General features: G+C 66.1%; 22 protein-coding genes. 6 read left to right on the top strand and 16 right to left on the bottom strand.

The features are described 5' to 3' along the window. Positions 1 to 24: 24 nt before the first annotated feature. The 3 genes from MTBLM5_RS08045 to ccoG all read right to left on the bottom strand — a co-directional run bounded on the left by MTBLM5_RS08045 (position 25) and on the right by ccoG (position 4,337). Positions 25 to 2,121, bottom strand: coding sequence for a bacteriohemerythrin (locus tag MTBLM5_RS08045; protein WP_173975430.1), 2,097 nt, complete (start codon positions 2,119 to 2,121; stop codon positions 25 to 27). A gap of 143 nt (positions 2,122 to 2,264) precedes the next feature. Further along, entirely contained in the window at positions 2,265 to 2,768 is a 504-nt protein-coding gene (gene tpx / locus MTBLM5_RS08040; RefSeq protein WP_173975428.1) for a thiol peroxidase, read from the bottom strand. 102 nt (positions 2,769 to 2,870) lie between these two features. Continuing rightward, a complete protein-coding gene (ccoG, locus tag MTBLM5_RS08035; RefSeq protein WP_173975426.1) occupies positions 2,871 to 4,337 on the bottom strand; it encodes a cytochrome c oxidase accessory protein CcoG in 1,467 nt (488 codons plus the stop codon). Positions 4,338 to 4,442: 105 nt separating this feature from the next. On the opposite strand from ccoG, the gene MTBLM5_RS08030 reads away from it, so the two are divergent. Together MTBLM5_RS08030 and MTBLM5_RS08025 are read left to right on the top strand one after the other, a co-directional pair. Then, positions 4,443 to 4,895 carry a YaiI/YqxD family protein gene (locus MTBLM5_RS08030; protein WP_068496470.1) on the top strand — a complete coding sequence of 151 codons (453 nt, stop codon included), beginning with the start codon at positions 4,443 to 4,445 and terminating at the stop codon, positions 4,893 to 4,895. Next, positions 4,892 to 5,599, top strand: a complete 708-nt coding sequence (locus MTBLM5_RS08025) for a Crp/Fnr family transcriptional regulator (protein WP_173975425.1) — start codon at positions 4,892 to 4,894, stop codon at positions 5,597 to 5,599. Before MTBLM5_RS08030 ends, MTBLM5_RS08025 begins: the two co-directional genes overlap by 4 nt. A gap of 272 nt (positions 5,600 to 5,871) precedes the next feature. Here MTBLM5_RS08025 and MTBLM5_RS08020 read toward each other — a convergent pair whose 3' ends face one another. Next, positions 5,872 to 7,218, bottom strand: a complete 1,347-nt coding sequence (locus tag MTBLM5_RS08020; protein ID WP_173975423.1) for a deoxyribodipyrimidine photo-lyase — start codon at positions 7,216 to 7,218, stop codon at positions 5,872 to 5,874. Continuing rightward, positions 7,215 to 7,883 carry a hypothetical protein gene (locus tag MTBLM5_RS08015; protein ID WP_173975421.1) on the bottom strand — a complete coding sequence of 223 codons (669 nt, stop codon included), beginning with the start codon at positions 7,881 to 7,883 and terminating at the stop codon, positions 7,215 to 7,217. Before MTBLM5_RS08015 ends, MTBLM5_RS08020 begins: the two co-directional genes overlap by 4 nt. A 154-nt stretch (positions 7,884 to 8,037) precedes the next feature. Between MTBLM5_RS08015 and MTBLM5_RS08010 the strand changes: the two genes are divergently transcribed. Next, a complete protein-coding gene (locus MTBLM5_RS08010; RefSeq protein ID WP_173975418.1) occupies positions 8,038 to 8,421 on the top strand; it encodes a bacteriohemerythrin in 384 nt (127 codons plus the stop codon). Here the strand turns inward: MTBLM5_RS08010 and MTBLM5_RS08005 are convergent. Beyond that, positions 8,397 to 9,263 carry a class I SAM-dependent methyltransferase gene (locus tag MTBLM5_RS08005; RefSeq protein WP_173975416.1) on the bottom strand — a complete coding sequence of 289 codons (867 nt, stop codon included), beginning with the start codon at positions 9,261 to 9,263 and terminating at the stop codon, positions 8,397 to 8,399. The two genes, MTBLM5_RS08010 and MTBLM5_RS08005, sit on opposite strands and share 25 nt — an antisense overlap. Before the next feature lie 107 nt (positions 9,264 to 9,370). On the opposite strand from MTBLM5_RS08005, the gene MTBLM5_RS08000 reads away from it, so the two are divergent. After that, a complete protein-coding gene (locus tag MTBLM5_RS08000; protein WP_082910587.1) occupies positions 9,371 to 9,763 on the top strand; it encodes a bacteriohemerythrin in 393 nt (130 codons plus the stop codon). Here MTBLM5_RS08000 and phoB read toward each other — a convergent pair. From phoB to MTBLM5_RS07970, 6 genes are all read right to left on the bottom strand, one after another. Beyond that, entirely contained in the window at positions 9,760 to 10,467 is a 708-nt protein-coding gene (gene phoB / locus MTBLM5_RS07995; protein WP_173975414.1) for a phosphate regulon transcriptional regulator PhoB, read from the bottom strand. The two genes, MTBLM5_RS08000 and phoB, sit on opposite strands and share 4 nt — an antisense overlap. After that, a complete protein-coding gene (phoU, locus tag MTBLM5_RS07990; RefSeq protein ID WP_068496457.1) occupies positions 10,464 to 11,156 on the bottom strand; it encodes a phosphate signaling complex protein PhoU in 693 nt (230 codons plus the stop codon). The genes phoB and phoU overlap by 4 nt, the downstream gene beginning before the upstream one ends. 13 nt (positions 11,157 to 11,169) lie before the next feature. Continuing rightward, positions 11,170 to 11,946, bottom strand: a complete 777-nt coding sequence (gene pstB / locus MTBLM5_RS07985) for a phosphate ABC transporter ATP-binding protein PstB (RefSeq protein ID WP_068496455.1) — start codon at positions 11,944 to 11,946, stop codon at positions 11,170 to 11,172. Positions 11,947 to 11,956: 10 nt separating this feature from the next. Continuing rightward, on the bottom strand, positions 11,957 to 13,234 hold the full coding sequence (pstA, locus tag MTBLM5_RS07980; RefSeq protein ID WP_173975412.1) for a phosphate ABC transporter permease PstA: 1,278 nt from the start codon (positions 13,232 to 13,234) through the stop codon (positions 11,957 to 11,959). Beyond that, a complete protein-coding gene (pstC, locus tag MTBLM5_RS07975) occupies positions 13,227 to 14,603 on the bottom strand; it encodes a phosphate ABC transporter permease subunit PstC (RefSeq protein WP_173975410.1) in 1,377 nt (458 codons plus the stop codon). Before pstC ends, pstA begins: the two co-directional genes overlap by 8 nt. 69 nt (positions 14,604 to 14,672) lie before the next feature. Then, positions 14,673 to 15,704 (bottom strand): PstS family phosphate ABC transporter substrate-binding protein, encoded by a 1,032-nt coding sequence (locus MTBLM5_RS07970; RefSeq protein ID WP_173975408.1) that lies wholly within the window; start codon positions 15,702 to 15,704, stop codon positions 14,673 to 14,675. 258 nt (positions 15,705 to 15,962) lie between these two features. Between MTBLM5_RS07970 and MTBLM5_RS07965 the strand changes: the two genes are divergently transcribed. After that, positions 15,963 to 17,459 (top strand): DUF4118 domain-containing protein, encoded by a 1,497-nt coding sequence (locus tag MTBLM5_RS07965; RefSeq protein ID WP_173975406.1) that lies wholly within the window; start codon positions 15,963 to 15,965, stop codon positions 17,457 to 17,459. After that, a complete protein-coding gene (locus tag MTBLM5_RS07960; protein WP_173975404.1) occupies positions 17,456 to 18,136 on the top strand; it encodes a response regulator in 681 nt (226 codons plus the stop codon). Before MTBLM5_RS07965 ends, MTBLM5_RS07960 begins: the two co-directional genes overlap by 4 nt. Positions 18,137 to 18,224: 88 nt before the next feature. On the opposite strand, the gene MTBLM5_RS07955 is transcribed toward MTBLM5_RS07960, so the two are convergent. The 4 genes from MTBLM5_RS07955 to tkt all read right to left on the bottom strand — a co-directional run bounded on the left by MTBLM5_RS07955 (position 18,225) and on the right by tkt (position 24,039). After that, positions 18,225 to 20,096 carry a potassium transporter Kup gene (locus MTBLM5_RS07955; RefSeq protein ID WP_173975402.1) on the bottom strand — a complete coding sequence of 624 codons (1,872 nt, stop codon included), beginning with the start codon at positions 20,094 to 20,096 and terminating at the stop codon, positions 18,225 to 18,227. Positions 20,097 to 20,176: 80 nt separating this feature from the next. Further along, a complete protein-coding gene (gene rpe, locus MTBLM5_RS07950; protein WP_068496446.1) occupies positions 20,177 to 20,827 on the bottom strand; it encodes a ribulose-phosphate 3-epimerase in 651 nt (216 codons plus the stop codon). Positions 20,828 to 20,951: 124 nt separating this feature from the next. Beyond that, on the bottom strand, positions 20,952 to 22,016 hold the full coding sequence (fba, locus tag MTBLM5_RS07945) for a class II fructose-bisphosphate aldolase (RefSeq protein WP_173975400.1): 1,065 nt from the start codon (positions 22,014 to 22,016) through the stop codon (positions 20,952 to 20,954). Between the two features lie 25 nt (positions 22,017 to 22,041). After that, entirely contained in the window at positions 22,042 to 24,039 is a 1,998-nt protein-coding gene (tkt, locus tag MTBLM5_RS07940; RefSeq protein WP_173975399.1) for a transketolase, read from the bottom strand. Between the last annotated feature and the right edge of the window lie 14 nt (positions 24,040 to 24,053).

Genomic DNA, 24,053 nt, shown 5'->3' with positions numbered 1-24,053 from the left:
GCTGCGACCCTGTCGCAGCAAGATCTATGCCGCCTTGCTGTTGCGCAGGAACAGCGCCAGGTCGTGATCGTCCTTGGCGAAATGTTCCCGGGTCCACGCCGCGAGATATTCGAAGGTCCGGTTGACGGCCCCGTCCTTGCCGGATTCCATGTCGGCCTTCAGGGCGCCGGCCTGCTCCAGGAAGCGGCGATGCGACTCACGGTGATGATCGATGGCCGGATAGGCCAGGCGGCTCATCAGTGCCTCTTCCTCGCGGAAATGTTCGGTCATCTCGACCACGATGTCGGCGATGGCGGCACCGGTCACCCCCGAGGAATCGCCGCCCATCATCGCCGCGAAGGTCTTGTTGACGTGGTCGAAGAAGGCGTGGTGCTGGGCATCGACGGCCTGGTCGCCGGTATCGTAATCGGCATTCCATTCCATCAAGGTGATTTCATCCTGATCCGAGCGGACCTGGTCGAGGAAGCGCCCGACCTCGGCGCGCAGATACTCGGCCTGTTGGGACAGGTCGGTCGCCGAGGTGTGAATCTGCTCGGCGGCGCCGCCGGTGTCGCGGGCCGCCTGTTCGACGGTGCCGATGTTCGACGACACTTCGTGCGTGCCTTCGGCGGTCTGTTCGATGTTGCGGGCGATTTCGCCGGTGGCGGCGCTTTGTTCCTGCACGGCCGCCGCGACCGAACTGCCGATCTCGTTCATCTCGCCGATGACGGTGGCGATGGCATCGACGGCATGAACCGCAGACGCCGTCCCTTCCTGCACGGCCTTGATGTGGTTGGCGATTTCGCCGGTGGCGCGTGCCGTCTGGCTGGCCAGTCCCTTGACCTCGTTGGCGACCACCGCGAAGCCCTTGCCGGCCTCGCCGGCGCGCGCGGCCTCGATGGTGGCGTTCAGGGCCAAAAGGTTGGTCTGGTGAGCGATGGCGTTGATCAGGTTGACGATCTCGTTGATCTGGCCGACGGCGTCGGACAAATGACGGATCTGGCCGGTGGCCTGTTCGGCCTCGGTCTCGGCGCGAGTGGCGACCGCCTGCGAACGCTCGACCTGCTGGGCGATTTCGGCGATCGAGGCCGACAGCTGCTCGGTGGCGGCGGCCACCGTCTGGGCGTTGCTTGAAGCCTGCTGCGCGGCCGAGGAGACCGTGGTGGCCTGGGCGCTGGTTTCGTTGGCCGAGGCCGCCAGCTGCTGCGAGGCCGCCTGCAATTCTGTGGCGGCCGAGGTGACGGTCTGCACCACCTTGCCGACGCTGGATTCGAAGGCGTCGGCCATCTGCTTCATGGCGGCATGACGGGCGGCCTGGGCCTGACGCTTCTGCTCGGCCTGCTCGGCCTGCAGCTTGCGGACTTCGATGGCGTTGTTGCGGAACACCTCGACCGCCTGGGCCATGTTGCCGACTTCGTCGGTGCGCTGAAGGTCGGCGATCGGGCGTTCCAGGTCGCCGCCGGCCAGGGCCTTCATCGAGGCGGTGATGCGGGTCAGGGGCGACAGGATCGAATTGCGGGTGAACAGGCCGACCACCGCCAGGATCAGCGCGGTGAATCCTGCCGTCGCCAGTCCCAGGGCGAAGGCCCGGTTGGCCGCGGCATCGGCGCCATCGTGGATGTCCTTGGCGTGGGCCTCGATCTTGTCGGAAATGGCCTCCATCACGATGGCAAGGTCGTCGAACGCCTTTTGCAGCTCGCCGACCGAGGCCAGCGCCGCCTTGCGGTCGGTGAAGGCCAGATCGACGGTGCGGCGGACCTGTTGGGCATAGGCGGCCAGCGGCTTGTCGGCGGCGCCTAGAGCGGCCTTGATGTCGTCGGGCAGGTGTATCGATTTGTTGGCTTCGATGCTTTTGGTGAATAGTTCGATATGGGTGGCAAGGTCTTCGCGCAGATGCTTTTGGGCATCGTCGTCGCCGATTTCGGCCATGGCCAGGGCGGCGAAGGCATCGGCCCGCAGGGCGTCGTGCATCATGTCGGCGGTCATCTGGGTGCGCAAAGCCGATGCGGCGTCGGACAATTCCTCGACACCGACTTCCATCTTTTCGGCGGTCCACAGGCTGTTTGCCGTCATCAGCGTGGCCACGCCCAGAACGGCCAGGCCAATGGCGGCGAACTTGCCGCGAATGGTGCGAATCAACATGGAAGGTCTGCCCCGAACGTCGTGTCGTCGGGTAATATCCTTACACTAAATATGTTTACTTAACTCTAAAAATCTACCCGTATGGTTGGGGGTGGCTCCCCCCCCCCCGGCCCGCAAGGACCGGGGGGATTCCTTTTGGGGCCTCAGCCAGTGACGGCCTTGACGGCGGCGGCGTAATTGGGTTCGTCGGCGATTTCGCCCACCAGTTCGGTGTGCTTGACGATGCCGTCGGCGCCGATCACCACCACCGCGCGGGCCAGCAGGCCGGCCAGCGGGCCATCGACGATCTTGACGCCGAAGCGCTCGCCGAACGCCTTGTCACGCATGTCGGACGCCGAGACGACGCGCTCCAGGCCCTCGGCGCCGCAGAAGCGCTTGTGGGCGAACGGCAGATCGGCCGAGGCGCAGATGACCACGGCGTTGCCCAGCTTGTCGATTTCGGCGTTGAACTTGCGCACGCTGGTCGCGCAGGTCGGCGTGTCGACGCTGGGGAAGATCGACAAAACGACGATCTTGCCGGCGAAATCGGCCAGCGAGCAATCGCCCAGGTCGGTCTTGGTCAGCTTGAAATCAGGCGCCTTGGACCCGATGGCCGGCAGGGAGCCATTGGTGTTGACGGGGTTGCCCTTCAGCGTGATGGTGGCCATCGCGACGGTCCTCCTTTGTTGGTTGGCCCAGCAGTGTGGTGAAAAAAGTCGGCCGCGGCAAGACCGGGACATTACCCCCGGTCTTGTGATCCGCTCTGGGCGTTACCGCCCCGGTCCCGCGAACAGCGATTCGTTCCTGATCGGTTTGCCGGCCTTGTCCTTCTCGGTCAGGATGAAGGTGATGGTGGCGCTTTTGCCGGTCATCGCCGATTCCGGCGCCGTGGCGAACAGGCGGAAGGTCCCGACGGTGTCCTTGTCGACCGCCAGTTCCAGCTCTTGCGCCTGGCCGGTGCCGCCGACCCGTTCCAGGGTCAGGCCGGGCAGGCCCTCGGCCCGCAGGGTGTAGACGCGGTCCTCGCGGACCATGTTCAGCACCTTGTAGACATAGGCGTTGCGCACCGATCCGTCGGACATCTGGATGAACAAGGGCGTGCGTTCATGCAAGATGTTGACGGTGGTGGTCTCGCGGGTCAGCAGGCTGGTCAGCATGACAGTGGCGACGATAGCCAGCAGGCCGCCATAGACCAGGGTGCGCGGACGGATGACCTTGAAGCCGGGGGCTTCGGCCTTGTGCTCGCGGGCATGCAGGCGGGCGCTGGAATCATAGCTGATCAGGCCCTTGGGCAGTCCGAACTTCTCCATCACCTGGTCGCAGGCGTCGATGCACAGGCCGCAGCCGATGCAGGCCAACTGGTTGCCCCAGCGGATATCGACGCCGGTCGGGCAGGTCTGGACGCACATCTTGCAATCGACGCAATGGCCGCGGCCGCTGAAATTCAGGTCGGCCGGGGCCGGGGCGCGCGGCTCGCCGCGCCAGGTCTCGTAGGACACCACCAGCGAATGTTCGTCCAGCATCGCCGACTGGAAGCGGGAATAGGGGCACATATAGACGCACACCCGCTCGCGGGCGAACCCGGCCAGCAGGAAGCAGAAACCGCCGATGATGGTGGTGAACAGATAGACCGCCGGATCGGCGTCAAGGGTGAAGAAGTCGCGGATCTGCTGGAAGGCGTCGCCGAACCACAAGGTCGCGGCCAGGCCGGTGAACAGCGAGATGATGAACCACGACCCCACCACGATGGCGGTCTTGGCCGCCTTTTCGGCGCTCATCGGGGCGCGGGCCAGGCTGATGCGGGCGGTACGGTCGCCCATCACCCATTTCTCGATATTCTGGAACAGGTCGGTATAGACGGTCTGCCAGCACAGGAAACCGCACCATACGCGGCCGGCCAGCGCGCTCATCAGGAACAGGCTGACGGCGGCGATCAGCAACAGGCCGGTGACGTAATAGACTTCCTGCGGCCAGATCTCGATGTCGAAGAAATAGGCCCGCCGTCCGGCCATATCCAGCAAGATGGCCTGGCCGGGGGCGTCGGGACCACGGTCCCAGCGCAGGAACGGACCCAGATACCACCAGGCCAGCAAGACGATGCTGGCCCACCATTTCAAGCTTCGGAACACCCCCTTGACGGCGCGCGGGACCGCCTGGCCCTTCTCGCGGTAAAAGGGAACCTCGCCCTGGGTGCGCGGACGCACGGGCACGTTGCTGGGGTCGATGTGCGCGTTCATGGTGATGTCCTGGTCCTCCTGTCCCGACATCAGGTTTAGCGCATATTTGCTTGCGCTTCAGTGACATTTGTCACCGAGCCGCCATGCGTCTATGGTGTGGGGACCATGCGAATTCTCATCGACGGCGATGCCTGCCCGGTCAAGGACGAGGTGCTGCGGGTGGCCGATCGCCACCGGCTGCCGGTATTGATCGTGTCCAACCGCTGGCACCGGATCGACCATTGGCTGGTCGAGCAGGTGGTGGTGCCCGAAGGGGCCGACGCCGCCGACGACGTCATCGCCGACCGGGCCGAACAGGGCGACGTGGTGGTCACCGCCGACATTCCTCTGGCGGCCCGCGCGCTGGCCAAGGCGGCCAAGGCCATCGATCCGCGCGGGCGGGTGTTCGACGACAATTCCATCGGCATGCAGGTGGCGATGCGGGACCTGATGAAGGATTTGCGCGAGACCGGCGCGGTGACCGGAGGCCCGGCCGGCTTCACCCGCCAGGATCGCTCGCGCTTTCTGGATGGAATCGAGCGGCTGATTCAACAGATCAAGCGGGAGAGCCGGGAATGAAGCGCGGGCAGATCGACGCCGCCTGGCTGGGCAAGGCCGAGTGCAAGACCTGCGGCATTCGCGACCTGGTGCTGTTCGCCGACCTGCAAGAGGCCGATTTCCAGCTGATCCACGTCCCCATCGAGGAGGTGCTGATCGAAGCCGGCGGCTTTCTGTATCAGGCCGGTGACGACGGCGTCGCCGCCTATACCATCCGCTCGGGGCTGATCAAGCTGATGCAATACATGCCCGATGGCGGCCAGCGCATCGTGCGCCTGCTGGGGTCGGGGTCGGTGGCCGGGCTGGAGGTTCTGGCCGGCGGCTGCTATGAGCATTCCGCCCAGGTGCTGCAGCCGGCCCTGGTCTGCCGCCTGCCGCGCGAGGTGGTCGAGCGACTGAACCGCGAGACGCCGCGCCTGCACCGCCAATTGATGGCCAAATGGTCGCAATCCTTGAAGCTGGCCGACGAATGGCTGACCGACCTGAACACCGGCACCGCCCGGCAGCGGCTGGCCCGTCTGTTCCTGCATCTGGCCAACCTCGCCGGCGAGGAACCGATTCGGCTGCTTGGGCGCGAGGATGTGGGCGCCATCTTGTCGCTGACCACTGAAACCGCCAGCCGGGCGGTGGCGGATTTCAAGCGTCAGGGTGTGGTGACGGAAGTGTCCCCCAATTGCTTCCGGCTGGATCGCGACCGGCTGGACCGCCTGGCTGCCGGCGAATAGCTTAGGGCGTAAACTCATAAACCGCTTCGTGCTCTGTTTGCCTAAGACGCTGTAATGCAAGGAAACGAGCGATGGCTGTACCTTGAGGGTACAGCCAAGCGAAGATGACGTCGCAGTACAGCGTCTTAGGCAAACCCGAAGGGCACGCCCCGCAAGGCCATCTAACCCTCGCCGTCAAATTTGGCGATAGCCCCGCTATCGCCTGCATTTCCCGGCGGATTATATGGCCTTGCGGGGCGTGCAGAGCACCAAGCGGTTTATGAGTTTACGCCCTAAAGCCCGCGATAGGCGGCCAAGGCACGCTCGCGCGCGGCGGCCAGATCGACGATCGGGGCCGGGCGGCCGGCCAGCCACGGCCGATGGATCAGCTTGGCCGGCAGGTCGGCCAGTTCCGGCACCCAGGTTCGCACATAATCGCCGGCCGGGTCGAATTTCTCGCCCTGCAGGATCGGGTTGAAGATGCGGAAATAGGGGGCGGCGTCGGCGCCGCTGCCGGCCACCCATTGCCACGAGGCGGCGTTGTTGGCCAGGTCGGCATCGACCAATGTGTCCCAGAACCAGGCCTGGCCCTGCTGCCACGGGATCATCAGGCTTTTGACCAGGACCGAGGCCACGATCATCCGGACCCGATTGTGCATCCAGCCGGTGGTCCACAACTGGCGCATGCCGGCATCGACGATGGGGATGCAGGTGCGCCCCATGCTCCAGGCGGCGAAATCGGCGGCCGAGTCGCGCCACGGAAAGCGGGCGAAACGGCGGTCGAGCGGCCGGTCGGGCAGGTCGGGATGGCGGGCCAGCAGATGACGGCTGAACTCGCGCCATCCCAGTTGTTTCAGCAAGGTCTCGGCCCCCGGGCTGGCGGGGCGGGCCTGGATGGCGTGCCACATCTGCCGCGGCGAGATCTCGCCGAAGGCCAGGTGGGGCGACAGGCCCGAGGTTCCGTCGCGGTCGGGCCGGTCGCGCAGGCTTGCATAGCCATCCAGCCCGGCGGCCAGGAAACGATCCAGGCGGGCCTGGGCCTGGGCTTCTCCCGGCTGCCAGGTGCGGTCCAGTCCGTCCCACCAGCAAGGACGCGGCAGCGGCGGCAAATCGTCGCCAGGCGGCAGGCTGGACGGATGACGCAAGGCGGGCGCCGGCTGCGGCGCCGGCGGCGCCGGCAATCGAAGGGCGGCCCGCCAGAAGGCGGTGAAGACCTTCAGCGGCTGCCCCTGGGTGCCGGTGACCGCACCCAGCGCAAACAGCATGTCGCCGGGGCAGGCGACCGCTTCGGTGCCGCTGCCGTCCAGGGCGGCGGCCAGGGCGGCCTCGGCCGCCTGTTCGTGCGGCTCGGGGTGGCGGGTCCAGCACACCGCCTTGGCCCCGCATTCGGCGGCCAGTCGGGCCAGTTGCAAGACGGTGTCGCCGCGGCGCACCACCAGGGCACCGCCCAGATTCCGGCGCAGATCGGCCAAGGCGTGATGATGCCACCATTGGCTGGCGCCACCGGGCGACCAGGGGGCGGACGGATCGTCGATGGCGACGGCGATGACCGGGCCTCGGGCGGCGGCGGCGTGGAAGGCGGGTTGATCGGCCAGGCGCAGATCGCGGCGCAGCCAGACCAGGACCGGGCGTTCACTCATGGCTCGGTTTCCCCGAACAGCGACAATCGCCTGCCGCCGCCGCCGCTCGTGGCCGGTTTGGCGCCGTCCAGGCGGGGTCGCGGGCGGGTCAGGATTCGCCCGCCCGCCAGCATCAGGACCTGGAACGGGCGGCGGAACAGTGACTGGATCGGCGGGCTCATCACGTCGCAGCCGCCATCCGGGCGCGGGCCGAAGGCCGGCAGAATCAGGCGCCGCCCATCCAGCACATAGCAAGGATATGTGGCGCCATCGTACGAGGCCTGCGGCGACAGGCCGGCATTGACCTCGCCGGGCAAGCGGCCGCTGGTCGGACCGACCCGCAAGGTCAGGCCGCCCACCTTCAGTTCCGTCCCTGCCTGGCCGGGCAGGTCGGCCGGCACCGTCCGGTCCGATATCCACCACCACTCGGTCGTGTCGATCAAACGGATCAGGTCGTCCTTGTGGGTGCCGGTGGCCCCGACCAGGGTCGGCAGGGCGTGGCCCATCCACACCACCCGGGCCGGGCGTCGCTGGCGCAACACTGTCGCCACCTGTTTGATCACGTCGCCGATCGTCTTGGGTTTGTCGCCGTCCCGGCATGGATCGGCGATTGCCACCAGCCTTTCCTTGGGGCAGATCAGGGCTCCGGACGGGTCGGGCAGCAGGTGGACAAGGTTGAGCAGCATGGGGCCATGATGACCGAGCGCAGGCGGTGGACGCAACCTTCCGACAAAACCACAAATAAAGGGGGGTTTACCCGATTGCTTCCGAGACCCCGGCTGGCTCTATAATCAAACAGTTGAGCTGGTGTCGGAGGTCGCTTTGCACCGCCTACCTTGGATGGATGGTCTGAATGTCGGGGTCGCCGCCCTTGATGAGGCACATCGCGACATGTTCTACCTGATGGGGGACCTGTCCGAAGCGGTGCACGCCAAGTCGGTGCGGGCCGCCCTGGCGATGGCGCGCGACTTCGTCACCAAAGTTGAAGGCCATTTCAAAGTCGAGGGCGAAATGATGACCCGGCTAGGCTTTCCCGGTGCGGCCGTCCACCAGGCCAAGCATGCCACCACCCGCGACAAGGTCATCGACCTGGAACGGGCCTTGTCCGACGAGAATCTGGGGTTGGCCAGCACCATCCTGGGCGAGCTGGAAAGCGTCTATTTCCGCGAGTTGCTGAACGAGGACATGATCCTGGCCAATTACATTTCGGCGCAGGCGTCCTGACCCGCCTTTTCGGCGATGATGATCGAGGCCAATTGCAGGGTTTCGTCGGTGCGGCCGAACAGGTCGGGGGCGACGCTGACCAGTTCCAGCCCGGCGGCGGTGCCTTCCTTGCGCAAGGCCTCGAAGAAATCGGTGTTCATGGCCTGCGCTTCCATCTGGCCCCGTTGCTGGGCGGCGAACGGCGCTTGCGGGTTCAACTGGAAGCCGAACGGTTCGATGAACACGCAGGTCACCGGACCGGGATGGGCGGCGATGGCCCGGAACAGGGAACGGTCCAGGGGCGCTGCATACATCGACGCCCACGACGAAAACAGCAGGACCCGCTGATCGGGGGCGACGGCCGGCAAGGTGGCGCTGCGGAAGTCGAACGGGTGGCATTCCAGCTTCAGGCGTGGTTCCAGGGCGGCCAGGCGCTGTGTCAGCCGCCGGCCGATGGCCGAGGGTTCAGCCGCCACGTACCGGGCCTGGGCATTGGCCCCGGCCAGCCACAAGGCGAACACTTGGCGGCCATAGCCGCTGCCCAGCTCGATCACGCAATCGGCGGTCTGGGACAGGTCGGCCAGCAAGCGGTCGCGGCGGAACTCGAAATAGTCCGATGCCGCCAGCATCTGGCCGTGGAACGCCTGCTGCGTGGTGGGGTTCAGCGCGCCGATCGGATCGGGGGCCTGTGGCTTGGCGAAATAGCGGACCTCGCCGTCCTTGGTCAGCAATCGATGGCCGCGCTCGAAATTGTCGAAGCGGGCCAGGACCCGGGCCAGGCTGTCTTCTTGTTCCAGCAAGGCGGCAAAGACCGCCTCGCGGGCAGCCCATGATTGGTCGTAGGTTTCGGCCCAGTCGGTCATCGGTTCCTCGGATTTGGCGTGCCGCCGGCAGCGATGCCCCGAGGGTGTTGCATGATCAATTAAGATTGCTCTAAAACTATCCTGGGTGTGCACAGGGTGGGTTCTCGATGAGCTGGAAAGAAGCACTAAGCGTCGACGTGGTCTCGATCGACCGCCAGCATCATGCGCTGATCAATTCCGCCGAGGCCTTGTTCGCCGCCATCAATGCCGGCCTGACCAAGGATGCGCTGCTGGACGGGTTGGACCAGTTGATCGAGCAGGTTTCCGACCATTTCGCCCACGAAGAACGGGTGATGCGCAACATCCACATTCCGGCGGTGCATGTCCACGAGCGCCTGCATCAAAGTCTTTTGGACGAAGTGCGCGAGTTCCGCGAGGAACTGGCCCTGGGCCAGAACGAGCGCAGCCCGGTCGATATCGAGCGGTTCTTGAACGTCTGGCTTTATCGGCACATCGTCGAGGAAGACAAGAAGATCCTCGACCACCTGCATCGGGTCTAAGCGCTCTCGTCCATATCCAGCGAATAGCCGGCGGCGCGCACCGTGCGGATCAGATCGGGCTCGGCCCCGTTGTCGCCGTTCAGCGCCTTGCGCAGGCGGCGGATATGGACGTCCACCGTGCGCGGCTCGACATAGATGTCGGGGCCCCACACCGAGTTCAGCAATTCCTCGCGGCTGAACACCGTGCCGGGATGGCCCATGAAGAATTGCAGCAGGCGGAACTCGGTCGGGCCCAGATGGATGGCCCGCTCGGCCCTAGTGACGCGGTGGGCCGCCAAATCCATGCGGATGTCGGCGAAGGCCAGGCTGCCCTTTTCCGCCACCGGCTGGGCACGGCGCAACAGGGCGCGGACCCGGGCCATCAGTTCGGGGATCGAGAACGGCTTGGTCATGTAATCGTCGGCCCCGGTATTGAGACCGCGGATCTTGTCGCGTTCCTCGCCGCGCGCCGTCAGCATGATGATCGGCATGTCGCGCGTCGCCGCCTTGCGGCGGAACTGGCGGCACACCTCGATGCCCGACAGGCTGGGCAGCATCCAGTCCAGCAGGGCCAGGTCGGGTTTCCTTTCCGACGCCACCGCCAGCGCTTCCTCGCCGTCGCCGGCCTCGCAGACGCGATAGCCGTCCTTTTCCAGGTTGTAGCGCAGCATGGTGGCCAGGGCGGCCTCGTCCTCGACGATCAGAATCAGCGGCTTGGTCATCATTGGGCCTCGACGGACGGACCTTTGGGGCGGGCACCCTTCAGCGGCGTGCCGACCACCAGGAAATGCAGGGTTTCGGCGATGTTGGTGGCGTGATCGCCGATTCGCTCGATATTCTTGGCCATGAACATCAGGTGGGTGCAAGCGGTGATGGTGCGGGGGTCTTCCATCATGTAGGTGATCAGCTCGCGGAACAGGCCGGTATAGAGGTCATCGACCTCCTCGTCGCGGTTCCACACCCCGATCGCCTTGGCCACGTCCTGCTCGACATAGGCGTCCATGATGTCCTTCAAGATGGTCTGAACCAGCCGGCCCAGATTGATCACCGCGCCGACCGGCTTGACCGCCGGCTGCTGGTTCAAGACCAGCGAGCGCTTGGCCACGTTGGCGGCATAGTCGGCGATGCGTTCCAACTCGGACGCGATCTTCAAGGCGGCGACGATGTGGCGCAAATCGGCCGCCACCGGCTGGCGCAGGGCCAGCAGGCGGACGGTGAAATGCTGGACGTCTTGTTCCAGCACATCGACCTGGGCGTCCGAGGCGGCGATGCGCACCGCCAGGTCGCTGTCGCGGTTGGCCAGTGCCTGCAGGGCGCCGGCCAGTTGCGCTTCCGCCAGCCCGCCCATGCGCGAGATGGTGTTGGACAGGTGGGTCAACTCGTCGTCGAAGGATTTGACGGTATGTTCGGTCATGATGCGTGTGTCCTTACCCGAAGCGGCCGGTGATGTAGCCCTGGGTCAGCGGATGCTGGGGATTGGTGAAGATCTGCTCGGTGTCGGCCACCTCGACCAGTTCGCCCAGATGGAAGAAGGCGGTGCGCTGCGACACGCGGGCGGCCTGCTGCATCGAGTGGGTGACGATAACGATGGTGTAATTCTCACGCAATTCGTCGATCAGTTCCTCGACCTTGGCGGTGGCGATGGGGTCCAGGGCCGAGCAGGGCTCGTCCATCAAGATCAGTTCCGGGCTGACGGCGATGGCGCGGGCGATGCACAGACGCTGCTGCTGGCCGCCAGACAGGCCGGTGCCGGGCTCGTCCAGGCGGTCGCGGACCTCGGTCAGCAGGCCGGCCTTTTCCAGGCTGGTCATGACGATCTCGTCCAGTTCGGCCTGATCGCGGGCCAGGCCGTGGATGCGCGGGCCATAGGCGACATTGTCGAAGATCGATTTGGGGAAGGGGTTGGGCTTTTGGAACACCATGCCGACGCGGGCGCGCAATTGCACCACGTCGATGCCCTTGTCGTAGATGTCCTGGCCGTCCAGGGTCAGCGCGCCCGAGACGTGGGCGTTCTCGATCTGGTCGTTCATGCGGTTGATGCAGCGCAGGAAGGTCGACTTGCCGCAGCCCGAAGGCCCGATCAAGGCGGTGACCTCGTTGGCGCGGATGTCGAGATCGACATGCTTCAATGCGTGTTTCTCGCCGTAATGGACATTGACGTCACGGGCGGAAACCTTGGCAAGGCGGGACGGGAGATGGGTCATCGTTTGGGTCCTACCAGCGGCGTTCGAATTTCTTGCGGAGCATGATGGCCGCCAGGTTCATGGCGCCCAGGAACACCAAGAGCACCAGGATCGCCGCCGAGGTCCGCTCGACGAAGGCGCGTTCCGGGCTGTCGGCCCACAGATAGACCTGGACCGGCAGCACCGCCGACGGGTCCAGCGGCGTGGCCGGGATGTCGACGATGAAGGCGACCATGCCGATCATCAGAAGCGGAGCGGTCTCGCCCAGGGCATGGGCCATGCCCAGGATGGTGCCGGTCATGATGCCGGGCATGGCCAGCGGCAGCACATGGTCGGTCACCACCTGCTGCTTCGAGGCGCCCAGGCCCAGTGCAGCCTCGCGGATCGAGGGCGGCACCGCCTTCAGGGCGGCGCGGCCGGCGATGATGATGGTGGGCAGGCAGATCAGTGCCAGCACCAGGCCGCCGACCAGTGGCGCCGAGCGCGGCATGCCCAGGAAATTCAAGAAGATCGCCAGCCCCAGCAGGCCGAACACTACGCTGGGCACGGCGGCCAGATTGTTGATGTTGACCTCGATCAGTGCGGTCCAGCGATTCTTGGGGGCGAATTCCTCGAGATAAACCGCGGTGGCGACGCCCAGCGGGAACGACACCAGAAGCGTGATGGCCAGCGAGAACACCGAGCCGACCACCGCGCCCCAAAGGCCGGCCAGTTCCGGCTCGCGCGAGTCGCCCGACGAGAACAAGATGGTGTTGAAGCGCTTCTTGACCGCGCCTGCGGCCTCCAGCTCGGCCAGCCAGGCGATCTGGCGGTCGGTCAGGCGGTTGCCGGCCAGGCCGGGCTGGCGCGAGACATAGCCCTTCATCGCCATGTCGACATCGTCGGACGCCACCATCCACAGGGGCTGGGTGGTGCCCTTGATCGACGGGTCGGCGGCCAGGGCGCGGCGGATGTCCAGATCGGCGCCGCTGGACAGCAGGCTGGCCAGCTCGCGCTTTTCCGAGCGGCTTTCCACCGCCGGGAAGCGCTGCTGGATCGAGCTCTTGACCAGGCCGGGCAGGTCGTCGCCGTCGATGGCGGCGGCGTCGAAGGTCACATCGACCCGGATATAGGTCTGCATGAAGGCCGAGGCGCCGTTCGAGATGATGGTCCACAGCAGCAGGACCAGGAAGCCCATGGCCAGCAAGATGGCGCCCAAGCCCACCGCCTTGAAGCGGCGTTCGGCGCGATAGCGGCGCTTGAGGTGGGCGGCGGCGGTGTCGATCGACTGGCGCGTCGCGGCCGGAACGGCGGTGCTGGTGTCAGTCATACTTTTCCCGATACCGGTTGACGATGGAAAGGGCGACCACGTTCAGGGCCAGGGTGACGGTGAACAGCACCAGGCCCAGGGCGAAGGCCGCCAGCGTCTTGGGGCTGTCGAATTCCTGGTCGCCCACCAGAAGCGTGACGATCTGGGTGGTGACGGTGGTGACCGCTTCCAAGGGGTTGGCGGTCAGGTTGGCGGCCAGTCCGGCGGCCATCACCACGATCATGGTCTCGCCGATGGCGCGGCTGGCGGCCAGCAGCACACCGCCGACGATGCCGGGCAGTGCCGCCGGCAGGACCACCTGGGTAATGGTTTCCGACTTGGTGGCGCCCAGACCGTAGGATCCTTCGCGCAGACTGTGCGGGACGGCGGTGATGACGTCGTCGGCCAGGGACGACACGAAGGGGATGATCATGATGCCCATCACCAGGCCGGCGGCCAGTGCGCTTTCCGACGCCACCGACAGGCCGATGGCTTGGCCTGCGTCGCGCAGGAAGGGGGCGACGGTCAGGGCGGCGAAGAAGCCGTAGACCACGGTCGGGATGCCGGCCAGGATTTCCAAAAGCGGCTTGGCGATGGCGCGGAATTTCGGCGCGGCATATTCGGACATGTAGATCGCCGACAACAGGCCCAGCGGCACGGCGACGATCATGGCGATGCCGGCGATCAGCAACGTGCCGGCGAACAGGGGCACGGCGCCGAAGGCGCCCGAACTGCCGACCTGATCCGAACGGATCGCCATCTGCGGGCTCCACGAGGTGCCGAACAGGAATTCCCAGATCGACACCGCCTGGAAGAAGCGGATCGATTCGAACAACAGCGACAGCACGATGCCGACGGTGGTCAGGATCGCCACCAGCGAGGCGGCGATCAGGAACACCCGGATGATCGTTTCGACCCGGTTGCGGGTGCGCAACGACACGGTGATGCGGGCCCGCGCATGGGCCAGGCCGGCCACCGCCAGCGCCAGCGCACCGGTGGCGACCGAGATGAACAGGATCTGGCGCAGGCTGGCATAGTGGCGCGCGGCCTCGGCGATGGCGGCCGAGCTGGCCGGGTGGCCGTGGCGGGCGACGTTGCGCACCTCGTTATAGACCAGGGCCAGGCGCTCGTCCGACAAGGCCTGCAACTCGGTGGGCAGGGCCGCCAGGACCAGGGCGTGCAGCAGGGCCGGCTCGAAGGCCAGCCAGGCCATGATCACCGCCAGGGCCGGCAGGCCGCACCACAGGGCGACCCAATAGCCGTGATAGCTTGGCAGCGAGTGCAATTGGCGGGGATGGCCCTCGACCACAGCCAGGGCGCGACCGCGCCCCAAGCGATAGCCCAGCACGGTCAGGGCCAGAAGAACCACGGTCAGGATGAACAGCGTCATGACGGCTTTCCACGCGGAAAGAAAAAGGGGCGGCCGCCCATCGGGGAGAGGGCGGCCGCCTGGGTACTCTTACATCTTCAGGGCTTCAAGACCATTGATCTTGGCGGCCCATTCCTTGCGCTCGGAATCGGGCATCGGGATCAGGCCCTTGTCGGCCAGATAGCCGGTCTTGCCCCAGGCCTTTTCGGCGGTGTACTCGGCCAGGTATTCCTTGATGCCGGGGATCTGCCCGACATGGGCCTTCTTGGCATAGACGAACAGCGGACGCGACACCGGATACTTGGCGCCCGCGATGGCCTCGAAGGTCGGCGCGACGCCGTCGACCATCGAACCTTGCAGCTTGTCGCCGTTCTGGTCCAGGAACGAATAGCCGAAGATGCCGAAGGCGTTCGGGTTGGCGTCCAGCTTCTGAACGATCAGGTTGTCGTTCTCGCCGGCTTCGACATAGCCGCCGTCCTCACGGATCGAGGCATAGGCCTTCTTGAAGGCCTTCTCGTCGGTCTTCTTCAGTTCCTTGAGGTCCGGGAAGCTCTCGGCGGCGACTTCCATCACCAGCTCGATGAAGGCGTCACGGGTGCCCGAGGTCGGCGGCGGGCCCAGCACTTCGATCTTCTGGGCCGGCAGCTTGGGGTCGATCTGGTTCCACATGGTATAAGGGTTCGGCACCAGCTTGCCGCCCTGCGGAATTTCCTTGGCCAGGGCCAGGAAGATCTGGGCGCGGGTGACGTCCATGTGCTTGGCCTTCTTCGAGGCGGCCAGCACGATGCCGTCATAACCGACCTTCATCTCGACGATCTCGGCCACGCCGTTCTTGGCGCAGGTCTCGACTTCGCTCTTCTTGATGGCGCGGGACGCGTTGGTCAGGTCCGGGTGATCCGGGCCGATGCCGGCGCAGAACAGCTTGAAGCCGCCGCCGGTGCCGGTGCTTTCCACCACCGGGGTCTTGAACTTGCCGGCCTTGCCGAACTGTTCGGCGACGGCGGTGGTGAACGGATAGACCGTCGACGAGCCGACGATGCGAATCTGGTCGCGGGCCTGGGCGGCGCCGGCGAAGGCGACAGTGGCGAGCGCGATGGCCGCGACGGCCAGTTTCTTGCTCATGGAATTTCCTCCGTTCGAGCGAATGAATCGTTGCCACAAACCGGGCAGGCTTTGGCGACGTCACTCTAGTCACCCTGTGTTACAGAACGGCGATGGAATGATGAAGGTTTTGTGACACTCGTCATCGTCATAAGGAATCCGTAAAGCCGGCGCGGCTTTCAGCGTCCAGCCTTGATGGCCTTCGGCCTTTACCTGCGTCATGTGTGGCGCCACCCTGATCGCTCTTGACCGGGTGGCGGGTTACGATCCAACTAAGGAATGCACACGTTCATTCGCGGCCCGATGCCGCTGACCATTCTGGCGCCCGCCGCCGCCACCCTGCTGGGGGCGGCGATCGACGGCGCCGGCCTGCCGATCGCCAATATCTCGGTGGGCTATCTGATGGCGGTGTTGGTGGTGGCCCGCCATTGCGGCCGGTGGCCGGCGGTGGCGGCCTCGCTGATCAGCTTCTTCGCCTTCAATTTCTTCTTCACCGAGCCGCGCTACACCCTGGCCATCAGCGACGTGCAAAACATCCTGACGGTGGTGTTCTTCCTGATCGCCGCCATCATCGTGTCGAACCTGACCGCCAGGCTGCGCCACGAAATCGACGTCTCGCGCGAAAGTGCAAGGCGGACCCAGAATCTTTACGAATTCGCCAGCCGGGTGTCGGCGGCGGCGACCCTGGACGATGTGGCGTGGGCGGCGGTCCACCATGTCGCCGCCACCATCCAGGGCACCTCGCTGGTGCTGTTGCCGCGCCAGGGCGAGCTGACCATCGCAGCCGGTTACCCGCCCGAGGACCGGCTGGACGATGTCTCGTGGTCGGCGGCCCGCTGGGCGTGGGACAATGCCCGCCCGGCTGGGCGCGGGCACGGTGTGCTGCCCGGTGCCGACTGGCTGTTCCTGCCGATGCGGACCCAGGCCGGTCCGGTCGGTCTGCTGGGCGTGCGAATCGCCGCCGCCCCGCCCGAGTCGATGAAGCTGCTCGACGCTCTGGCCGATCAGGTGGCGGTGGCCATCGAGCGGACCAACCTGGCCGGTGCGGTGGAAGATGCCTTGTTGACCGCCGAGCGCGAGCGGCTGCGCTCGGCCCTGCTGTCGTCGCTGTCGCACGATCTGAGGACGCCGCTGGCCACCATCCTGGGGGCGGCATCGACGCTGTCGACCCTGGATGACGCGCTGGACCCGGCCAACCGCCGCGAACTGGCCGGTGCCATCGAGGATGAAGCCCTGCGCCTGAACCGCTTCGTCCAGAACCTGTTGGACATGACCCGGCTGGGAACCGGCGCTTTGGTGCCGCGCTGCGACTGGACCGATCTGGGCGACATCCTGGACAATGCCCGACACCGGGTCGAGGCGGCGCACCCTGGTCGCGTCTTTAGAATGATGCTGCCCCGCGAGCGCCCCCTGGCCCGGGTCGATGCCGTGTTGCTGGAACAGGCCTTGTTCAATCTGCTGGACAATGCCGGCAAGTACGCGCCGCCCGGGACGCCGGTGACGGTGACCCTGGATGGCGGGATCATCACCATCGACGATCAGGGGCCGGGCATCCCCGAGTCCGAGCGCGAGGCGGTGTTCGACATGTTCCATCGGGTCGCCCAGACCGACGGCCAGGTGGCCGGGACCGGGTTGGGGCTGGCGATCTGCCGGGGCATCCTGGCCGCCCATGGCGGTTCCGTCGCCATCGAGGACGGTCCGGGCGGGAAGGGCTGCCGGTTCCGCGTCACGCTGGCCTTGACGCCGCCGCCCGATATTCCCAGCGAGGCCCCATGAGTGCCCGCATCCTGGTCATCGACGACGAGGCGCAGATCCGCAAGTTCCTGCGCATCAGCCTGGGCGCGCAGGGCTATCGGGTGGCCGAGGCGGCCTCGGCGGCGCAAGGCCTTGCCGCCATCGACCAGGCCCCGCCCGATCTGGTGGTGCTGGATTTGGGCCTGCCCGACCGCGATGGGCAAGAGGTGCTGTCCTCGATCCGCCAGGCCGGCTTCACCATGCCGGTGATCGTGCTGTCGGTGCGGGCCGGCGAGATGGACAAGGTCGAGGCGCTGGATCGCGGCGCCAACGACTACGTCTCGAAGCCGTTCGGGGTGGCCGAGCTGATGGCCCGCATCCGCGCATTGCTGCGGCCGCGGGCGGGGCCGCAATCGCCCCCGCTGACGGTCGGTTCGGTGGTGATCGATTGCGCCCGCACCGTGGTCACCCGCGCCGGCGCCGAGGTCAGGCTGTCGAAGCGCGAATGGGCGTTGCTGCGGCTGCTGGCCGGCCAGCCCGACCATGTGTTGACCCACAAGCACATCCTGCGCGAGGTGTGGGGGCCGGCCCATGTGGACGACACCGCCTATCTGCGGGTCTATGTCAATCAGTTGCGGCAGAAGCTGGAGGATGATCCAGCCTCGCCGCGTCTGATCGTCACCGATCCCGGCGTCGGCTATCGCCTCAAAAGCGAATGATCATAGGCGCCCCTCGCCGGGCGCCGCCTCCGGCGGCTTGGCCGCGGCCTCAATGGCCGCTGGCGCGATGCGCTTTGCGCGCATCACGCTATAGCCGGACCTGCGCCCCCAGTTCGACCACCCGGTTGGGCGGAATGCGGAAGAAGTCGGTGGCCCGCGCCGAGAAACGGGTCATCATCATGAACAAGGCCGAGCGCCATATCGGCAGCAAGGGGTCGTCGGCCGAAGCCAGGATGGTCTCGTGGCCGACGAAGAAGGACGACGCCATCATGTCGAATTCCAGCCCGAAGGCCTTGGCCAGACGCAGGGCCTTGGGGATGTCGGGGTCCTGGAAGAAGCCGTAGCGCACGGTCAGGCGATAAAAGCCGTCGGCCAGCCCTTCGGCGGTGACGCGGTCGCGGGCCGGAACGCGCGGGATATCCTCGGTGACCACCCGCAGGAACACCACCCGCTCGTGCAGCGCCTTGTTATGCTTCAGATTATGCAGCAGGGCCATCGGCACCGAATCGGCGTTGCCGGTCATGAAGATGGCGGTGCCGGCGACCCGGGGGACATCGGGCAGGCGGGCCAGGAAGGTCTCGATCGGCAGGGAATCGGAGGCCAGGCGGCGGGCCAAAGCGCGGCGGCCGTGCATCCAGGTTCCCATCAGGGCGAACATCAGACCGCCGACCACCAGCGGCACCCAGCCGCCTTCCGGAATCTTCAGCAGGTTGGCGCCCATGAACGACAGGTCCAGGATCAGCAAGGCGGCCCCCAGGGTCAGGCACAGCCAGCGCGGCCAGGCCCACAGGTGGCGCGCCACCACCAGGGCCATGATGGTGGTGATGGCCATGGTGCCGGTGACGGCGATGCCATAGGCGGCGGCCAGGGCCGAGGACGAGCCGAACGCCACCACCAGCAGCACCACGGCGGCCAGCAGCAGCCAATTGGCCGAGGGGATATAGATCTGGCCCTGTTCCTCGTCCGAGGTGTGGTCGATATCGACGCGCGGCAGCAGGCCCAACTGCACCGCCTGGCGGGTGATCGAGAACACCCCCGAGATGACCGCCTGCGAGGCGATCACCGTCGCCGCCGTCGCCAGCCCGACCATCGGATACAATCCCCATTCGGGGACCATGCGATAGAACGGGTTGGCCACCGCCTCGGCATCGGACAGGATCAGCGCGCCCTGGCCGAAATAATTGAGCAGCAGGCCGGGCATGGCGATGCCGAACCAGGCCAGGCGGATCGGCAGGGCGCCGAAATGGCCCATATCGGCATAAAGCGCCTCGCCGCCGGTCACCACCAGCACCACCGAGCCCAACACATGGAAGGCACGCAGCGGGTCGGCGGCCAGGAACGACAGGCCATGGACGGGATGGACGGCGGCCAGCACGCCGGGCTGCTGGGCGATCTGGTTGATGCCCAGGGCGCCGATGGCGGCGAACCACACCAGCATCACCGGCCCGAACGCCGCGCCGACGCGGGCGGTGCCGTGCTTCTGGATGGCGAACAGCCCGACCAGCACCACCAGCGACAGCGGCACCACGAAGGCTTCCAGCCGCTGGTCAGCCACCTGCAGCCCCTCGATGGCCGACAGGACCGAGATGGCCGGGGTGATCATGCCGTCGCCGAAGAACAGCGCCGCGCCGAACAGGCCCATGGCCAGCAGGGCCGGCGTGCCCAATCCTTGCGAGCTGACCAGCGCCTGCAGGGCCAAAATGCCCCCTTCGCCGCGATTGTCGGCCTTCAGGACGAACGAGACATATTTCAGCGACACCACCAGGATGATGGCCCAGAACACCAGCGACAGGATGCCGAAGATGGCGGCAGGGTCGGGATCGATGCCGCCGCCGGCGCCGAAACATTCCTTGATGGCGTAAAGGGGGCTGGTGCCGATATCGCCATAGACGATGCCGGTGGCGCCCAGGCACAAAGCGGCCAGGCGCTTGGTGTCGAAGGACGAAGTTGCGACAGACATGGAGAGCCTTGAAACGAAAGAACCGGCGGCCAGATTGGCGCCGGTTCCCGTAAAGGCTCCATATGGATTTGCCGAGAGGGCTATCCCTTGGAATTGCGGATGGCGGCGATGTTGGCGGCGTAATCCTTGGTCTTGAACACCGCCGAGCCGGCCACCAGGCAGGTGGCCCCGGCCGCCATCACCTTCCAGGCATTGTCGGCGGTCACACCGCCGTCAACCTGGATGTCGATGGGCCGCGAGCCGATCATCCGCTTGATGCGGGCGATCTTTTCCAGCTGGCTCTCGATGAAGCTCTGACCGCCGAAACCGGGGTTGACGCTCATCACCAGCACCATGTCCAGCCGGTCCAGGACATATTCGATGATCCCTTCCGGCGTGTGCGGGTTAAGGCTGACACCGGCCTTCTTGCCCAGGGACTTGATGAATTGCAGCGAACGGTCGAGATGCTTGTCGGCCTCGGCATGCACCGTGATCAAGTCGGCGCCGGCCTTGGCGTAATCTTCCAGATAGGGCTGGGCCGGGTCGATCATCAGATGGACGTCGAAGGTCTTCTTGGTCCACGGCCGGATCGCCTTGATCACCGGCGGGCCGAAGGTCAGGTTGGGCACGAAGTGGCCGTCCATCACGTCGATATGGATCCAGTCGCAGCCGGCTTCGTCGATGGCCTTCACTTCGGCTCCCAATTGGGCGAAGTCGGCGGACAGGATGGATGGGGCGATCAGAACGGACATGGGTAATCCTCCGTGGGACGGATAAACCCTCTCCGTCACCCCCGGGCTTGGCCCGGGGGTCCACGTCATTGCGGGTCGTGGATGGCCGGGTCAAGCCCGGCCATGACGGAAAAGGGAACGGGGTTTAGTTGATCTTCTGCTCGAGCGCGCCCTTGCCATAGGCGGTGCTCATCTCTTCCAGGCTCTTGACCTTGATCTTCGAGGCCTGCCCGGCGGCGCCGAACGATTCGTAACGGGCCTTGCAGATGCCGACCATGGCGTCCTGGGCGACCTTGTAATACTTGCGCGGGTCGAACTCCTTGCGGTGTTCGGCCAGGAACTTGCGGATCGAACCGGTCGAGGCCATGCGCAGGTCGGTGTCGATATTGACCTTGCGGACACCGTGCTTGATGCCCTCGACGATCTCTTCCACCGGCACGCCATAGGTCGAGCCCATGTCGCCGCCGTAATTGTTGATGATCTCCAGCCAGTCCTGCGGCACCGAGGAGGAACCGTGCATCACCAGATGGGTGGTGGGGATGCGGGCGTGGATTTCCTTGATGCGGTCGATGCGCAGCACCGCGCCGGTCGGCTTCTTGGTGAACTTGTAGGCGCCGTGGCTGGTGCCGATGGCGATGGCCAGCGCGTCCACCTGGGTCTGCTTGACGAAGGCGGCGGCTTCGTCGGGGTCGGTCAGCAGCTGGGAATGATCCAGGGTGCCTTCGGCGCCGACGCCGTCTTCCTCGCCGGCCTGGCCGGTTTCCAGCGATCCCAGGCAGCCCAGCTCGCCTTCCACCGAAACACCGCAGGAATGGGCGATCTTGACCACCGCCAGGGTGGTGTTGACGTTGTAGTCCCAATCCGACGGGGTCTTGCCGTCTTCCTTCAAGCTGCCGTCCATCATCACCGACGAGAAGCCGGACTGGATGGCGCGCGCGCACACCGCCGGGCTGGTGCCGTGATCCTGGTGCATGCACACCGGGATGTCGGGATAGGCTTCCAGGGCGGCCAGGATCAGGTGGCGCAGGAAGGCCTCGCCGGCATACTTACGCGCGCCGGCCGAGCCCTGCAGGATGACCGGGCTGTTGGTCGCCTGGGCGGCCTCCATGATCGCCTTGACCTGCTCCATGTTGTTGACGTTGAACGCCGGCAGGCCATAGCCGTTCTCGGCCGCGTGGTCGAGCAGCTGGCGCAAGGAAACGAGAGCCATAATTTCTTCTCCCTAATCGAAACTCTTAAAGACGGGCCAGGGCCGCGTCGGCGACCGCTTGGGCGGTGATGCCGAAGTGCTGGTACAGCTTGTCGGCCGGGGCAGACGCGCCGAAACCGGTCATGCCGATCACCGCGCCGTCGAGACCGACATAGCGTTCCCAGCCGAAGGTGGTGAGCGCCTCGACGGCCACCCGAACCGTGCCTTCACCCAGGACCTTGGAACGATACTCCTTCGATTGACGATCGAACAGCTCCCAACACGGCATCGACACCACGGCCGCCGCCACGCCCTTTTCGGCCAGCAGCGCGCGGGCCTCCAGCGCCATCGACACTTCCGAGCCAGTAGCCAGGATGGTCACCTGCCGCTTGCCCTCTGCTTCCGCCAGCACATAGGCGCCCTTGGCGGTCAGGTTGTCGTCGGTGTGGGTGGTGCGCACCGTCGGCAGGTTCTGGCGCGACAGGGCGAAGCAGCTGGGCCCCGACGCGTTCAGCAGCGCCACTTCATAGGCCTCGGCGGTCTCGACGGCGTCGGCCGGGCGGAAGACCAGGGTGTTGGGGGTGGCGCGCAGCGCCGCCACCGTCTCGATCGGCTGGTGGGTCGGGCCGTCCTCGCCCAGACCGATGGAATCGTGGGTCAGCACGAACAGAACCCGCTGTTCCATCAGGGCGGTCATGCGCAGCGCCGGCCACAGATAGTTGGCGAAGATCAGGAAGGTGCCGCCATAGGGCACGAAGCCGCCATGCAGGGCGATGCCGTTCATCACGGCGGCCATGCCGAACTCGCGGATGCCGTAATGGATGTAGCGGCCGGCGAATTCGCCGGGCTTGATCGACGGCTTGCAGGCCTTGGTGTCGGTCAGGTTGGAATGGGTCAGGTCGGCCGAACCGCCGATCATTTCCGGAATGGCGGCGGTGACCACTTCCAGCACGTCCTGGCTGGCCTTGCGGGTGGCGACCTTCGGGGTCTCGGCGGATATCTTCTTCTTGAAGTCGGAAATCACGCTTTGCCAGCCGTCGGGCAGGCGGCCTTCGTTGGTGCGGGTGAACAGATCCCTGGCCGCCGCGTCCATCTTGGCGACCCGGCCGTCCCAGTCGGCCCGGGCAGAGGCACCGCGCGCGCCGGCGGCCCGCCAGGCGGCCAGCACATGCTCGGGGATCACGAAGGGCTCATAGGGCCAGTTGGCGGCGTCGCGGGCGGCCTTGATCTCGTCGGCACCCAGGGGGGCGCCGTGGACCTTTTCGGTGCCGCACTTGTTGGGGGCGCCCTTGCCGATGGTGGTGCGGCAGGCGATCAGGGTCGGCTTGTCGGACTTGCGGGCGGCCTCGATGGCACGCTCGATGGCGGTGAAATCGTGGCCGTCGCAGGCCAGCGTGTTCCAGCCGGCGGCGGCGAAGCGCTTGGCCTGGTCGTCCGAGGTCGACAGCGAGGTGTCGCCGTCGATGCAGATGTGGTTGTCGTCCCACAGCACGATCAGCTTGGAAAGCTTCCAGTGGCCGGCCATGGTGATGGCTTCCTGGCTGATGCCTTCCATCAGGCAGCCGTCACCGGCGATGACATAGGTGTAGTGATCGACGATGCCGCTGCCGAAGCGGGCCGCCTGCATCGCCTCGGCCAGCGCCATGCCGACCGCGTTGGTGATGCCCTGGCCCAGCGGGCCGGTGGTGGTGTCGGCGATGGCGACATGGCCGAATTCCGGGTGGCCGGCGGTGCGATAGCCCAACTGGCGGAAGTTCTTCAGCTGGTCGATATCCAGGTCTTCATAGCCGGTCAGGTAGCCCAGGGCATAAAGCAGCATCGAACCGTGGCCGGCCGACAGCACGAAGCGGTCGCGGTCGGCCCAGCGCGGGGTCTTGGCGTCGAACTTCATGAACTTGGTGTAAAGGACGGTGGCGACGTCGGCCATGCCCATCGGCATGCCGGGATGGCCCGACTTCGCCTTTTCGACCGCGTCCATGGACAGAAAGCGGATGGCGTTGGCCATTTCGGCGAGAGTGGCGGTGGAAGGCGCGGAAGCGTTCATCGTCGGGAGGTCCT

It is taken from the genome of Magnetospirillum sp. LM-5, assembly GCF_902729445.1.
GTDB lineage: Bacteria > Pseudomonadota > Alphaproteobacteria > Rhodospirillales > Magnetospirillaceae > Magnetospirillum.
This window is presented reverse-complemented; position numbering and strand designations above follow the sequence as displayed.